Annotated in this window: 13 protein-coding genes; 6 read left to right on the forward strand and 7 right to left on the reverse strand. The window is 47.0% G+C overall.

What is annotated here, in order from left to right; translation table 11 throughout:
• The first annotated feature begins 92 nt into the window (after window positions 1–92).
• From coaBC to folE, 4 genes are all read left to right on the forward strand, one after another.
• Entirely contained in the window at window positions 93–1,313 is a 1,221-nt protein-coding gene (gene coaBC, locus L5L97_RS11475; RefSeq protein WP_263182146.1) for a bifunctional phosphopantothenoylcysteine decarboxylase/phosphopantothenate--cysteine ligase CoaBC, read from the forward strand.
• Complete coding sequence (gene dut / locus L5L97_RS11480) at window positions 1,310–1,768, forward strand: dUTP diphosphatase (protein WP_105251173.1); 459 nt, start codon at window positions 1,310–1,312, stop codon at window positions 1,766–1,768. Before coaBC ends, dut begins: the two co-directional genes overlap by 4 nt.
• Before the next feature lie 34 nt (window positions 1,769–1,802).
• Complete coding sequence (gene slmA, locus L5L97_RS11485) at window positions 1,803–2,396, forward strand: nucleoid occlusion factor SlmA (protein WP_113941097.1); 594 nt, start codon at window positions 1,803–1,805, stop codon at window positions 2,394–2,396.
• A 371-nt stretch (window positions 2,397–2,767) separates the two neighbouring features.
• Window positions 2,768–3,418, forward strand: a complete 651-nt coding sequence (gene folE / locus L5L97_RS11490; RefSeq protein ID WP_006079864.1) for a GTP cyclohydrolase I FolE — start codon at window positions 2,768–2,770, stop codon at window positions 3,416–3,418.
• A 226-nt stretch (window positions 3,419–3,644) separates the two neighbouring features.
• On the opposite strand, the gene pyrE is transcribed toward folE, so the two are convergent.
• On the reverse strand, window positions 3,645–4,286 hold the full coding sequence (gene pyrE, locus L5L97_RS11495) for an orotate phosphoribosyltransferase (protein WP_263182031.1): 642 nt from the start codon (window positions 4,284–4,286) through the stop codon (window positions 3,645–3,647).
• A gap of 163 nt (window positions 4,287–4,449) precedes the next feature.
• A complete protein-coding gene (gene rph / locus L5L97_RS11500; RefSeq protein ID WP_006079862.1) occupies window positions 4,450–5,163 on the reverse strand; it encodes a ribonuclease PH in 714 nt (237 codons plus the stop codon).
• Window positions 5,164–5,374: 211 nt separating this feature from the next.
• Between rph and L5L97_RS11505 the strand changes: the two genes are divergently transcribed.
• Window positions 5,375–6,238, forward strand: coding sequence for a YicC/YloC family endoribonuclease (locus L5L97_RS11505; protein WP_105251170.1), 864 nt, complete (start codon window positions 5,375–5,377; stop codon window positions 6,236–6,238).
• Between the two features lie 212 nt (window positions 6,239–6,450).
• Window positions 6,451–7,665 carry a tyrosine-type recombinase/integrase gene (locus tag L5L97_RS11510; RefSeq protein WP_263182033.1) on the forward strand — a complete coding sequence of 405 codons (1,215 nt, stop codon included), beginning with the start codon at window positions 6,451–6,453 and terminating at the stop codon, window positions 7,663–7,665.
• 150 nt (window positions 7,666–7,815) lie between these two features.
• Here L5L97_RS11510 and L5L97_RS11515 read toward each other — a convergent pair whose 3' ends face one another.
• The 5 genes from L5L97_RS11515 to L5L97_RS11535 form a co-directional block, all read right to left on the reverse strand.
• Entirely contained in the window at window positions 7,816–8,601 is a 786-nt protein-coding gene (locus tag L5L97_RS11515; protein ID WP_263182035.1) for a retron system putative HNH endonuclease, read from the reverse strand.
• Entirely contained in the window at window positions 8,585–9,898 is a 1,314-nt protein-coding gene (locus L5L97_RS11520) for an AAA family ATPase (protein WP_263182036.1), read from the reverse strand. The genes L5L97_RS11515 and L5L97_RS11520 overlap by 17 nt, the downstream gene beginning before the upstream one ends.
• A 470-nt stretch (window positions 9,899–10,368) precedes the next feature.
• Window positions 10,369–11,904, reverse strand: a complete 1,536-nt coding sequence (locus L5L97_RS11525) for a serine/threonine-protein kinase (protein WP_263182037.1) — start codon at window positions 11,902–11,904, stop codon at window positions 10,369–10,371.
• A complete protein-coding gene (locus tag L5L97_RS11530) occupies window positions 11,904–12,479 on the reverse strand; it encodes a hypothetical protein (RefSeq protein ID WP_208139755.1) in 576 nt (191 codons plus the stop codon). Before L5L97_RS11530 ends, L5L97_RS11525 begins: the two co-directional genes overlap by 1 nt.
• The gene (locus L5L97_RS11535; RefSeq protein WP_263182039.1) at window positions 12,472–14,157 is read right to left on the reverse strand and encodes a helicase HerA domain-containing protein; all 1,686 of its coding nucleotides are present in this window, start codon (window positions 14,155–14,157) and stop codon (window positions 12,472–12,474) included. The genes L5L97_RS11530 and L5L97_RS11535 overlap by 8 nt, the downstream gene beginning before the upstream one ends.
• Window position 14,158 lies beyond the last annotated feature (1 nt).

Consider the following 14,158-nt stretch of genomic DNA (forward strand, 5'->3'; position numbering starts at 1 on the left):
CTTTACTGAGTATGGACGAGATTTTTTGAACTGGGATAGTCACTAAAATTCACCGCTTTGTGATATTGTTGCCAGCATTATTTCTATCTCGGATGATGTCTGTGAGTCTGACAAATAAAAACGTCCTGCTGGGCATTGGCGGCGGTATTGCGGCCTATAAAAGTGCTGATTTAGTACGTCGCTTGAAAGAGCGTGGTTTTGATGTGCGCGTGGTGATGAGCCAAAGTGCGATGGAATTTATCACGCCTCTGACGCTGCAAGCGTTGTCTGGACATCCAGTGGCATCTAGCTTACTCGACCCCGCAGCAGAAGCTGCCATGGGTCATATAGAACTCGCTCGTTGGGCAGATCTCGTCATCATCGCCCCTGCAACCGCAAACCTATTGGCGCGGATTAATGCAGGCATGGCCGATGAGCTAATCACCACCACGTGTCTTGCCACTGAGGCGCCAATTGCCCTGTGCCCCGCAATGAATCAGCAGATGTACCGCAATCTGGCTACGCAAGCGAATTTAACTAGCCTCGCATCACGTGGTTTTACACTTTGGGGACCCGCCAGTGGCAGTCAGGCCTGTGGTGAAGTGGGTCCAGGACGCATGCTCGAACCGCTAGAAATTGCCGAGCTAGCCAGTGATTTTTTTGCAACAAAAGAAGTCTCTGCGCTGCCTCTTGCAGGCCAGTCGGTGCTGATCACCGCCGGACCAACCCGTGAAGCAATTGATCCCGTCAGATACATTTCAAATCACAGTTCTGGAAAAATGGGCTTTGCACTGGCTAAAGCCGCGGCAGATATGGGTGCAGCAGTCACCTTAGTCTCAGGCCCCGTAAATCTCAGCACCCCAGAAGGCGTGACACGTATTGATGTTGAATCGGCGCAAAATATGCTCGATGCTGTTATGGATAACGTTGATAAAAAAGATATTTTTATTGGCTGCGCCGCCGTTGCAGACTACCGCATTAGCGATATTGCTACCTGTAAGATCAAAAAATCGACCGAAGAAATGCAACTTGCGCTGGTGAGGAATCCTGATATCTTAGCCACGGTTGCGAGCTTACCTAACCGTCCTTTTGTGGTGGGATTTGCCGCCGAAACCCATGATGTAGAAGCCTATGCGCGCGATAAGCTCAAACGTAAAAACTTGAACATGATCGCCGCAAACGACGTTTCCATTGCTGGCCTAGGCTTTAATGCCGATGCTAATGCCCTGCGTGTTTTCTGGCCGCACGGCAGTCAAGATTTGCCTGCTACTGACAAACTCACGTTGGCACGGCAATTACTTTCGTTGATAGTGAAAGAAAAAACAAATACATGAAAACACCGATTGAATTAAAAATTCTCGACTCCCGTATCGGCTCAGAATTTCCTTTGCCCGCTTACGCCACCGCAGGCAGTGCAGGCATGGATCTTCGCGCCATGATAGACACGGCTTTAACCATAGCACCGGGTGAAACAGTGCTCATTCCCACGGGGATTGCTATTCATGTGGCCGACCCAGGACTTGCTGCGGTGATTTTACCGCGCTCAGGCCTTGGCCATAAACACGGTATCGTACTGGGGAATCTAGTCGGACTCATAGATTCAGATTACCAAGGCCCCTTAATGGTATCTTGTTGGAATCGTGGTGACAGTCCATTCACCTTAGAAATGGGCGATCGTCTCGCGCAACTGGTGTTTGTTCCTGTGGTACAAGCACAATTCAAACTCGTTGATGAGTTCGACAGCTCAGACCGTGGTGAAGGCGGATTTGGCCATTCAGGCACTAAATAATCCCCTAAGTCGTTATTGAGCCAAGGATACTGCAATGGCTGTAAGCCCAAAAATTAATCGTCGTGAACACATTCTGCAATGTCTAGCGCAGATGCTAGAAACCAACCCAGGACAAAGGATCACCACAGCGAAACTGGCCTCAGAAGTCGGTGTATCGGAAGCCGCCCTGTATCGCCACTTCCCGAGTAAAGCGCGGATGTTCGAAGGCCTAATCGAATTTATCGAAGAGTCGTTATTGTCGCGCATCAATTTAATCATGGATGACGAAAAAGACACCATGAAGCGCTGCCAGTTGGTACTGCAACTGCTGCTGATCTTTGCCGAGCGTAACCCAGGAATTTCCCGCGTTCTCAACGGTGATGCTCTACTCGGTGAAAATGAACGCCTGCGAAGTCGTATTGGTAACTTATTTGCCAAAATTGAAACCCAGTTAAAGCAAATTTTACGGGAAAAAACCCTACGAGAAGGTAAAGGCTTCAACTTAGACGAAGCCATATTAGCCAATTTACTGTTAGCCTTTGCCGAAGGCCGCATCGCCCAATTTGTACGAAGTGAATTCAAACTCAAACCGACGACACACTTCGATGAACAGTGGCGTTTTATCCAGCACCAACTTTTACAAAGCTAATGATTTTTCAATATAAAGGACGGTAACTATCGTCCTTTATGTTGAGTATTTCAGTTCTTGCAAGAATGCTCAGTTTCCTAAAAACCAACCTAAAACTTTAGAATTAAATCAAACTTGCCGACACTGCTAGGCTAAACTCGATTGGCAGTGGCAGATTTAAAGCCGATATCCGATAAGGACTATCGGCTTTTTCATGTGGCCTATGCGCGTTTTTCGGTATGAATTGTCTGCAATTCGCGCTATCCTCCTCCCCCTATTCTTGCCCTAGCGAGAATAGCAATAATTTGTATCTGATGCTGAACAGCCCAAGTACCACGCGATGATCAGCATAGGTTTTCTGTTATAGCCGCTACGACGTAGTGGAGGATAAGATGGCATTAAGTGAAGCAGCAGTAAAAGTACAAGCCGCGTTATTAGAACGTGGACTTGAAACCCCAATGCTCCCAAGCGTTTACAGCAGTGAAGAACGTAAAGACAAGATTGAACATCATATGAAAGAAATCCTGACATTAATGTCATTGGATCTGTCAGATGATAGCCTTGCCGATACGCCGCGCCGCATTGCTAAAATGTACGTCGATGAAATCTTCTCCGGCTTAGATTATGCGAACTTCCCTAAGATCACGGTTATCGACAATAAGATGGGCTTCGATGAAATGGTGCGAGTGCAAGACATTAGCCTTACCAGCACCTGCGAACATCATTTAGTGACTATCGATGGCACTGCTACCATAGCTTATCTGCCACGCAAAAAAATCATTGGTTTATCAAAGATTAACCGTATAGTACGTTTCTTCGCTCAACGTCCACAAGTGCAAGAGCGTTTGACTCAGCAAGTGTTAGTCGCGCTGCAAACCTTGCTCGAAACCAAAGACGTTGCCGTTAAAATGGATGCCGTGCATTACTGTGTAAAATCCCGTGGCGTGATGGACTCCACCAGTTCGACCACTACCACAGCGCTGGGCGGCATTTTCAAATCTAACCCCGCGACCCGCGCCGAGTTTTTGCACCAGTCTAAATAAATGTATTGAAACTTAACGCTATTTAAAACGTGTCGAAATCAATAGCAATCAATACAACTCAATAAAAAAACGCTGCGATTCCTTCTAAAGAATCGCAGCGTTTTTTGTTTTTATACCCACTCAATCAAACCCTTCTCAACCTAGCTAAGATCAATGCTGGCTGATTAACTAATTTCACCAAGCCAGCAATAGCCGCTTGCTCAATACAAGCTGCCAAACACTAGACTTAAATCCCGTATTGCTCGCGGTACTGGCTCACGGCGGCAAGTTGCACTTCCATCCCTGGTTTTTCAGACAAATAACTGATTAGGTCGGCGAGTTTAATAATTGCTACTATTCCGCAGCCAAAATCACGCTCAACTTCTTGGATGGCCGATAACTCGCCCTTGCCTTTCTCTTGCCTGTCTAAAGCAATCAACACACCCGCTAATTGTGCCTTATGGGCTTCGATGATTTCCATCGACTCACGAATCGCAGTACCCGCAGTGATCACGTCATCGACGAGCATCACGCGGCCTTTCAGCTTGCTACCGACTAAGCTGCCACCTTCACCGTGATCTTTTTTCTCTTTGCGATTAAAGCAGTAAGGAATGTCAATATCGTGATGCTCACACAGGGCAACGGCCGTAGTCGTAGCAATCGGAATACCTTTGTAAGCAGGGCCAAACAGCAAGTCGTAATCAATACCAGAATCCACTAACGCAGCGGCATAAAAACGACCTAAACGCGCTAAGTCACGGCCAGTATTGAACAAACCCGCATTGAAGAAATAAGGACTGATACGGCCCGATTTAAGGGTAAATTCGCCAAATCGCAACACCTGACGTTCTAAGGCAAATTCAATAAACTCACGTTGATAAGCTTTCACAATATCTCCTTACGACTTTGTATTTTACTGGTTTTTTATTATGGGGAATTTTTATTCGGTACAGGGCTTGCTTTACACTAGCATCTTGCTGCAGATAAAAAGCTGCAGTTAATAAAAAGCCCCGCACTCTATAACATGACGGGGCTTTTTCATCACCACAATATTAGTTCAGTGCGGCTTTCTGCACATCGACGATTTCACGAATACTGTTCTTCGCCAATGCCAACAGTTCGAGTAATTCTTCGTGGCTGAATGGCTCGCCTTCGGCGGTGCCTTGAATTTCGATGATCTTGCCCGTTTCCGTCATCACCACGTTCATGTCCGTTTCGGCGGCGCTGTCTTCGATATATTCTAGATCGCTTATTGCTTCACCCTTGTAAATACCGACGCTGACAGCAGCGATAAGGAATTTAAGCGGGTTAGATTTAATGATGCCTTTACCACGCGCCCAGTTCAGCGCATCCACTAAGGCCACACAAGCGCCAGTGATAGAAGCAGTGCGCGTGCCACCGTCAGCTTGGATCACATCACAATCGATCACGATAGTGTTTTCGCCTAGGGCTTTCATATCCACACAGGCGCGTAGAGCACGGCCGATAAGACGTTGAATTTCTTGCGTACGACCAGATTGTTTACCGCGAGCAGCTTCACGATCCATACGGCTATGGGTCGAACGTGGCAACATGCCGTATTCCGCCGTTACCCAGCCTTGACCCTGACCTTTAAGGAAACGTGGCACACCTTCAGTAAAACTGGCGGTACAAAGCACTTTCGTTTCGCCAAATTCCACTAACACAGAACCTTCGGCATGGGCCGTAAACTGGCGAGTGATAGTGATGGGACGAGTTTGTGCTGGCGTTCTGTTACTTGGACGCATGCGAGATTCCTGTATTCTGAGTCATTGACCGATTTTGGCTGCATATTATAAGGGCTTGAGCCTTAGGATGCCATGCTTAGGGTGATTCTCTGGCAAACTCATCACACTCAAACGCCTAATCCCGGTCGCTATTGGCGGTATGCCTTTAATCCTAAAGCCATTGACTCTATAATCGCCTCTCATTATGACGATTACACCATTAGGACAACCCATGATCCAAAGCATGACAGCCTACGCTCGCATCGAGCACAAAGCACAATGGGGCACTGCCTCCTGGGAAATTCGCTCAGTCAATCAACGTTATCTCGAAACTTACCTACGTTTACCAGAGCAATTCCGCAGTTTCGAACCCGTACTGCGCGACCGCCTACGTAAACGCTTAAGCCGCGGCAAAGTTGAAGTCAATCTGCGCTACGAACTGGCAGATAACAGCAATAACGAGCTGCAGTTGAATCAAGCGCTAGCAAAACAACTATTAGGCGCCGCCACTTGGCTCAAGCAAGAAGCGGGACAAGGCGATGTCAATCTGACCGACATCCTACGCTGGCCGGGCGTGCTAGCAAGCGGTGAACAAGATATGGATGCCATCGGTGCCGATCTGATGACAGCCTTCGACTCAGCCATAGATCAATTCATCGAAGCCCGTGGCCGTGAAGGTGAAGCCATCAAAGACATGCTGCTAAGCCGCTTAGACGGAGTCAGCGAGCAAATCGCCATCGTACGCGAGCACATGCCAACGGTAATGCTGTATCAACGCGAAAAGCTCACCAACCGCCTTGCAGAAATCAAAGGTGAACTCGACCCAGCCCGCATCGAGCAAGAAATGGTGCTTCTGGCTCAGAAACAAGATGTCGCCGAAGAAATGGACAGACTCGAAGCCCATGTAGCCGAAGCTCGCCGTATCCTCAAAAAAGGCGGCAGCGAAGGTCGCCGTTTAGATTTTATGATGCAAGAATTCAACCGCGAATCGAACACGCTCGCCTCTAAATCCATCAGCACTGAAATCACTTCAGCCGCAGTTGAACTTAAAGTGCTAATCGAGCAAATGCGCGAGCAGATCCAGAATGTTGAATAGCATCCAGAGACGTTTAAATATTAATGTAAATAATTGATTAAAAATAATTTATGCAAAACAATCGTCCATTAAAGTCCAATATCACCCACCACTTACCAGCGCAAAACGGTGGGCGAACTGGTGGGCACTGAGGGCTTTACAGAATGATGTAGTGGTGGGTAAAATGACGGATAGTCAACTTTACCCACCACAGCTGAAATGGAGGTCACAATATGGGCTCGCTTACCGTAAAGGAAATTGAGGCAAAGCTGAGGCAATCTGCAGTTGGTCGACATGCTGACGGTGATGGTCTCTACTTGGTGATCCCAAAGTCCGGGGCTCCATACTGGATGCTGAGATACACCTATGCGGGCAAACGCAAGGAAATGACTCTCGCCAAGTATGGCGACCTCAAACTTGCAGATGCACGCCTGCAAGCAGCAGAGCAGATGAAACAGGTTAGATTAGGCTGCAACCCGATACAGGTAAGGCAGCAAGCAGCACGCACTCAAGTCGTTACAGTGCAGAACCTGTTTGATGATTGGTATCCAGGATTAGAAAAACGCCTTAAACACCCCGAGATCCCGCTCAGGGTATTCTCCAAAGACGTCGCGCCACAAATAGGAAAGCTTCCTCTCAACCATGTAACTCCCCTAGATATCCAGGATATTCTGAGAAAGATCGCCGATAGCAATCGCCCTACCATTGCCAACGACGCGCTGATGTACTGCAAACAACTTTTTAATCACGGCATCAAACTTGGCTTAATTGCCTTTAATCCGGCCAGCGCCTTTTCTGTTACCGATGCTGGTGGCATTGAAAAAGCCAAAGACAGAGCCCTTACTCTCGAAGAACTTAAGCAATTTTTCTCGGTGGCGGCACAAAACCCGGCCTATTTTGGCCGGGATAACTATCTCGCATGCGCACTGCTGGTTACGTTAGGAGTGAGAAAATCTGAACTAGTCTGCGCTAGTTGGTCTGAGTTTGACTTAGTGAAGTGTGAGTGGAGCTTGCCTGCTTCGCGCAGCAAATCCGGAGTTGGTATCACTATCCCACTACCACCTATTGTCATGGGCTGGCTTAAAGAGCTAGAAGTGAGAGCATGCGGCTCAGACTACGTCTTCCCTAATCGCCGCCAGGGCAAAAAAGAGCACATGGGTACCGACACCCTTAACAGGGCCATTTCCAAACTATTTGGCAGAGACTCAGGCAAAAAAAAGCAGCCAGCGAATCTGATGGGAGACATGCCCCACTTCACAGTGCACGATCTCAGACGAACATGTCGCAGCTTGCTCGCGAGGCAGGGCACTCCCGGTGACGTCGCAGAGCGATGCCTGAATCACAAGCTCAAAGGGGTAGAAGGCATCTATAACCGGCATGACTATCTTGAAGAGAGGCGTGAAGCTATGACCAAGCTTTCACACACCCTTGCCAAGAAAATCAATTAACCGTGCCATTCATTCTTGAGTCAAATACAGCAGAAGCACAGAGAGTCCTATTCAGGCACTCTGTGCTCACTTAATCCAACAATGCTTGAATCGCCATCAACGACCAGCCACACGGCCAGAAGGCCTAATCAGCTGTGTTCCAGGGACAACTTAGCCATCGTAGTGGACGGAGGCTAGGTAGGACTCAGCATGGCTACCTAACAACAAGCGACGAGTAGTAAAATACGCGGGCCATTTGCTACCAAACCAACGCTCTGACAATTTTTCAAAGCACTGTTTATCATCTTTTATCTTTGCAATTTTAATGGCTTGGTTGTAAGCATTTAGAACCTCTAAACGCTGAGCCGTTAGTCTTGAACAGTTGAGATTCAGTACTCGAATAGTGTTTTCCACCAGTTCCTGAACCGTGGCAAAACAATTATCAGCAATGATCACTTCGGCACATGTATCTGGATTTGCCTTAAGCTCACCTGTTCGTTTATCAAAAGCAAACAAGCATGGAGAGGAGGGCATGGTTAGTGGGTTGAGCAAATAGCCTTCCGGTGCCTCGTTGAGCTCGCCTTTCAAGTGACCCTTATGCGCATCACAACTCAAGTTGTCAGGGAGTGGATGAATCGCCTTATCCGCGTCACTACCGCCAACGCAGACTGCAAAGACGTTTTGCCAATCCAATCCCCAGTTATGCGCGATCAGATCACTCCGATCAGATTTGTCATGGAAGTGTTCTACTCGCTGCTTATGCTCAGGCTGATCAATAACCTTACTTTCACAGTAGCCACACAGACCCCCTTGATCGTGCAGCATCAAACCACGTACATCCTTGTAATCTCGACTTTGGTTATGGCCACGAAAATCAGGGTCCCAACTCGCTAATGGATTCTCTGCAGCAAAATTGCTCAGCGGATTAGGCTGCAGAGATTTACTGATCTTCTTCAAGGCTACGCTCCCACAACTTGTTCTCGACGTAGAGATCTGCCGCGGTTAAAGCAGGCTCTTCGAGGCCAAAGTGCTCATCCAAGCGAGCTCTCATTTGCAAGGCTAAAGGATCATGCCAATTGTCGGCGTAAACCATATCCAAATAATTAGCCAGCAGTGCTGCCATTGGGTCAGACTTTGGTCTTGGGTCAACCAAAAATATGCTTCGTAAAACGCGAGCAGACTCTGCGCCTTGAGTGCCTTGGGGGGCATTACAAACTTGCTCTCCAGTGATAATTCGGATGCTGTCATCATGCACCGTACTGATAACCTGTGGGCTATGGGTGGTGACAACGAATTGAATATTTGGAAACGCCTGTCGCAGCGCGACCAGCACCTGCTGTTGCCAAGCTGGATGTAGGAACATATCAACTTCGTCAATCAGCACCAGACCTGACGTTTTTTCGGCGGCCTGTGCTCCTAGTTGCGGGTTGAGCTTGGTACAACGCCAAGCTAAATCGGCCACCAGCGACACCATGGCTCGCACCCCATCACTGAGCAGACTTACTGGTAAAACCCCCTGCTCGGGATGGAACATGACCAGCTCTTCATGGGAAAAACTGAAATGGAAGTTTTGCCAACCCGATGAGGGCCTCAATACTTTTTCAATGGCCAACTGTATCCCCTCAATTTGCTCTTTGAGGGAGTACCCCTGATAGACATCCGACATTTGCTGCTGCTGCAACTCTGCCAGGGTGGCTTTGCTAAACCACTGTTGCAGCTGTTTGTAGTTTGACGCTGTGGACAGGCAATCTTCATAGCCCATGCTGCGGCTAGCACTGAGCACGGACTTGCGCTCCATATTCCGATGCTCTTGCCACAAGCGCCCAGTACCGTAGTAAGCAACAACCGGCAGGGTGACTGCCTCAAGATTACGGACCTTCAACATCAATTCATCACCAAATGACACCAGGTCGCTGGCCTCTTTGATTGTGGTTTTGTTCTTAAGACCGGTCAGCGCGCGTTTAGTCTCACATGCTGGCTCACGAAAAGTGGCTGCGATTTCTACCGGGAACATTTGTTCACTGTCCACCGCTTGTTCCATACGCTGGTAGCGTGCATCGGACTTGGCAATGCTCCGCCCTGTACCTAAATCAAAGGCTGTGACGAATGGGCTAACGGCCACTGCGATGGCATCAAGTATGGTCGATTTACCTGCACCATTTGGCGCAACCAGTACGGTCAGCTGTGAATGAAGTGTCACCGTTAGCGTGGCAAAACGACGGAAGTTTTTTAGCGTGATCTGTTCAATGTTCATAGGTTGCCTTTGGCATTAGTGGCGCGTGAAAGCAAGTATGCAAAATGATAATTAGCGCTTGTCACGCATAAATTATGCACTTTTATCAGTGGGTTGTGAATATAATTCGAACACTCTGGCATTCTTTCCAGCTGCACAGTTAAATCCCCACCATTCTCAGTGCGCTTTGCATCCAGGATGTCTTGAATGCCGGATCATTAGTGAACAGCTTATAAAGCTCCAGCTCGTCTTTCCTTCATTCCAGCATGACTTCTTTCATAATCTTCTCAAAAACCAGCTCCCGGCTGTATGGAGCTGAGTTGGCCTGATACTTCGATTCAAAATCTGGGTGTTCCTTCACGCTATCAAGGATATTCAAAAACTTAACTGGCAGCTCTTCCGGTGTCGAGTGTAGTGGTAAATGATTTCAGTGTTCTACATTTATAGATACCTTAAAGGCCTCGAATAAAAGTCTTTACATATCAAAATAGTCACCAAACACCAAGGCGCTCATACTGCTGTCGTTTCTGATTAAGCTTTTCATCCGACTTAACTAACCTCAGCAAAGCTCTCAAATACCCTGCAGACGTATTGTAGTCTCGAAGCTGTTCACACACTTGGAGTAGACGAGTTAGTATTTTCTTTTGCATTGGATAGACCTTATTCAGTTTTTCCAATTCAACTTTAGCTTCTTCGTATTTTGCATTTAACCCAAGTAATGACGCATAGCACAAAGACACATCAAAATTATTGGGTTCATTCACTCGTGCTACATCAAGCAGCTCCTTAGCTAAATCGATGTTTCGCCATTTCAACATTGCTTTTATGGCAACGATACGTGCAGAAGCCACATCACTGTTGCAAGCATCTGCATCCATAAACAGCGCGTGATTGTCGTTAATCAATCGCTCCAGATCATTCCAACGCTCTGCACGATAAAGGGCGTGACATTGCAGAAATAATGCATAGTAATTTCTACTGCGTTGATACTCTAAGTGAGCTGTCTTTGCAGCTGCTTTATAGTCTGTATCTTCAAGCGCCTGCGTGACCTCACTCGACCAGTCTTTCCTAGGCGTATTTACCGCTTTAATCGTATTTTTAGGAGCTGTGTAGACGGCTTGTCTTCGCTTTGAAGCTTGGAAATCAGATTTCAAAGCTTGAATCGAACCATAACGATCTTGCGGGTACTTACTCAAGCATCTCAGAATCACAGCTTCTAGTTCAGGGCATACGCCAGAGTTAATCTCACTCGGTTTTGCAAAAGGCGCATGGCTTCTTACTTCTATCTGCGTGTCATGAGGCAAGCGGCCAGTCATCAACTGGTACAAGAGTACCCCTAAACTATAAATATCCCCATAGAGCAGCTCTTGTGTCGTTCCTTTACGAGAACCACAATCACAAAACTCCGGTGCAGAATAAAGTACCGTTCCGCCATTTTCACGTGTTCGAACATAGAACTCTAAAGGCAATGCAGAGCTGCCAAAGTCAGTTAACTTAACAAGGTCATTCTGCCCGACAAGTATATTGTGCGGTTTAATGTCACCATGTGAGATTGGCGGAATTAGTTTGGAGAGATACCCAACGGCGTCAAGCACCTGCTCAAAAATATTAAAGTAGTATTTCGGCGAGTTAACCGCTACACACTCATATTCGTTGCCAGGGAAAGCTTTTTCTGGGCGATTTAAGTGGAACTCGCGATTCTCTAGCTTTTGAGCTAACGTTTCGCTTGGAAAGTACTCCATCTCAATGACATATAAGTGTTTCTCTGACGGAATCCGCCCCATTTCGTACACTTGAATCACATTTGGATGAGGTTCCAATCCTATTAACTCTTTACCTTCAGCTAATACACGATCGGGTTGCGAGTTTTGTTTTGGAATCTTTATCGCTACCGTTTGACCATCAGCTAATCGCTCTGCTCGATACACCCACCCGTGTGTACCGTCCCCTAAGCACTCGAGTAAATAGTATTTATCACCAAGCTGTTTGTTCGCTTTGGGCAAAAATAGTCCAGCTACTTGATTCATTATGCCTCCCAAAAGCTAACAGATTGCAGAAACAGTTTTTGACTTACGGTTTCTTCGAAAAAAAAGCGATTAACCAAAAGATGAGCGCCATCAATACCTGGAATAAATACACCTTTGCTGTTTGTTGCCCCATATTTAGCCAATTGGTTTAACTCCCGTATGTCTGGAGCCGAGACAACGGCTTTACTCCAAAAAGAGAGAACAAGCAGTGAAGGCTTTTGGTTCCAGCGATGATAAGCCTCCAACAGGTTCATAAGTTTGGATATCAGCTTTGCTTTATCTGATTTCGACCCATCGTAACGTTCAAACTCAACCACAACGTCTGGAGTTTGGGTCGCATATGAGAACCATACAGAGTCTGAACGAATATCATTTCCCGCACCTGACGGTGCGGGTGCCTCTACAACGGCCATAAAACCAAGCTGGTGCCCTAGCGTATTCCAAACACTGCACCCCAAGCTATGAACTAATACATCCTCATCTTTCACCCCCCAGCCAGTAAGCATGGGGAAGGTTTTATCGATAAAGGCGTTTTGGCTCAGTTCCTGCTTGATCCGTGGTACCGTATCAACCATCAAAGCGCTCCCAGACACTGAGCACATCCGGGGATTCACCACCATGTATGAGTGCTTTGGTCCCAACTTTAACTAACAGAGGAGCAGGTATTGAACGACCACAAACCAATGCCTCACCCGTTGAAAGACTAGACAGTTCATCTAAATCAGCTTTACTCACCATATCAGAAGCCTTAGCTATAAAACGCTGGTCATCCGGGTTTTTTAATCGCATGGTAATTAGCGTATTACACTGAGATGTTACATCGGCATCGAGTTTCGATGGACGTTGACTCACAATCCCAAAACCCACGCCAAATTTACGCCCCTCACCGGCAATCTTTTTAATAATGCGGTGACTAACTGCATTGCCACCAGCAGGAGCAAAGCTATGTCCTTCCTCGTAAACCAAAAAACATGGACGGGTCTTATCCGTTTTACTTGACGCCGCACTAAGGATCTCACTGGATAGCAGGCCACAAACCACCTGTTTAGCCGTATCACTTAGCCCCTGCAAATCCACCACGACCAACCGACCTTCACGGTTAGAGGCGCGACCAACCATTTGATAAATATCAGTCGGCTCCTTCATCGCGGCTGAATAAAAGCTCTTTGCTTCATTTAGCACACGACTGAGCTTCATGGAGGCGACGGCAGCGCTTCGTCCATTGAGCGCTTTCGCCTCTGCTTCGGACAAATCATCCCAATCACGGAGTTCTTCGATGCCGTCACCTAAAAAGTAACGCAAGCGGTTAATATCACGCGGAGTACTTTTATCAACGTTACGCCAATAACGAATCGCCACATCTAGCACACGTTGTTGTGGCTCTGTAAGCCCTGGCAGAATTTCGGAAATGTCATCCATTTCAAAATTGTCAAACTGCAATGCCAACGGATGATTCTTACCAGCGTACTTGTGATTAAATGCATCATCTTGAGGCGTATATACCTGAATACCTGCACCAGCAGCTTGCAGCTTCTCGAACATCGCTTTAATTTCAGGAAGAGCTATTTGATCGCGATTGTCTTCAACTGACTCAAAGCCATCACTAAACTGCAGCTCCCCTTTTGATAGTGCTCGGCCATATTCACCATGAGGGTCAAATACCACAACGGTACCATTATTAAAGGCGACCAAGCGCTCAATAATTCGTCCAACTGTGTACGATTTACCCGAGCCAGTCATCGCCAGAATGGCCATGTGTTCCGTCACCAACTTGTTGACATTAAGGTAAACAGGTACCGTATTTTCACCTCGTTCATAGCCAACCAAGTTACCCAAGTGAAGGCTACTGTCCTCCTTAAATTCGTAAAACTTACTTAAGAATTTAAAATCTACGGTTTCAACTTTTGCTCCGGGATCCAACGGACGACGAGGAATCTTAATTTGGTTAGTTGCCGGATCTCGGTATCCAACGAGCTCAATCGTCGCATACATGTTCTCACCGGTCATATAGGCACCGGGAAGTAACTCTAATTCGGTAACACTATCTCCAAACCCAGAGTTAAACAGCATGTTAGAACGATGAATTTTGTTTACTCTCCCCAATACAGCGACATCTGATTCATCTTTTCGCTCTTGGTGCATAATTCGAACAAACTCGCCTCTTCGAACAGAAAAAGAGTTTTCTACCACCATAGTGAGTTTGTTTGCATCGCCGGTATTACCAACCAACTTACCTAGTACACTGTGTTTCATT

This window comes from Shewanella sp. SM71 (assembly GCF_025653905.1).
GTDB lineage: Bacteria > Pseudomonadota > Gammaproteobacteria > Enterobacterales > Shewanellaceae > Shewanella > Shewanella oncorhynchi.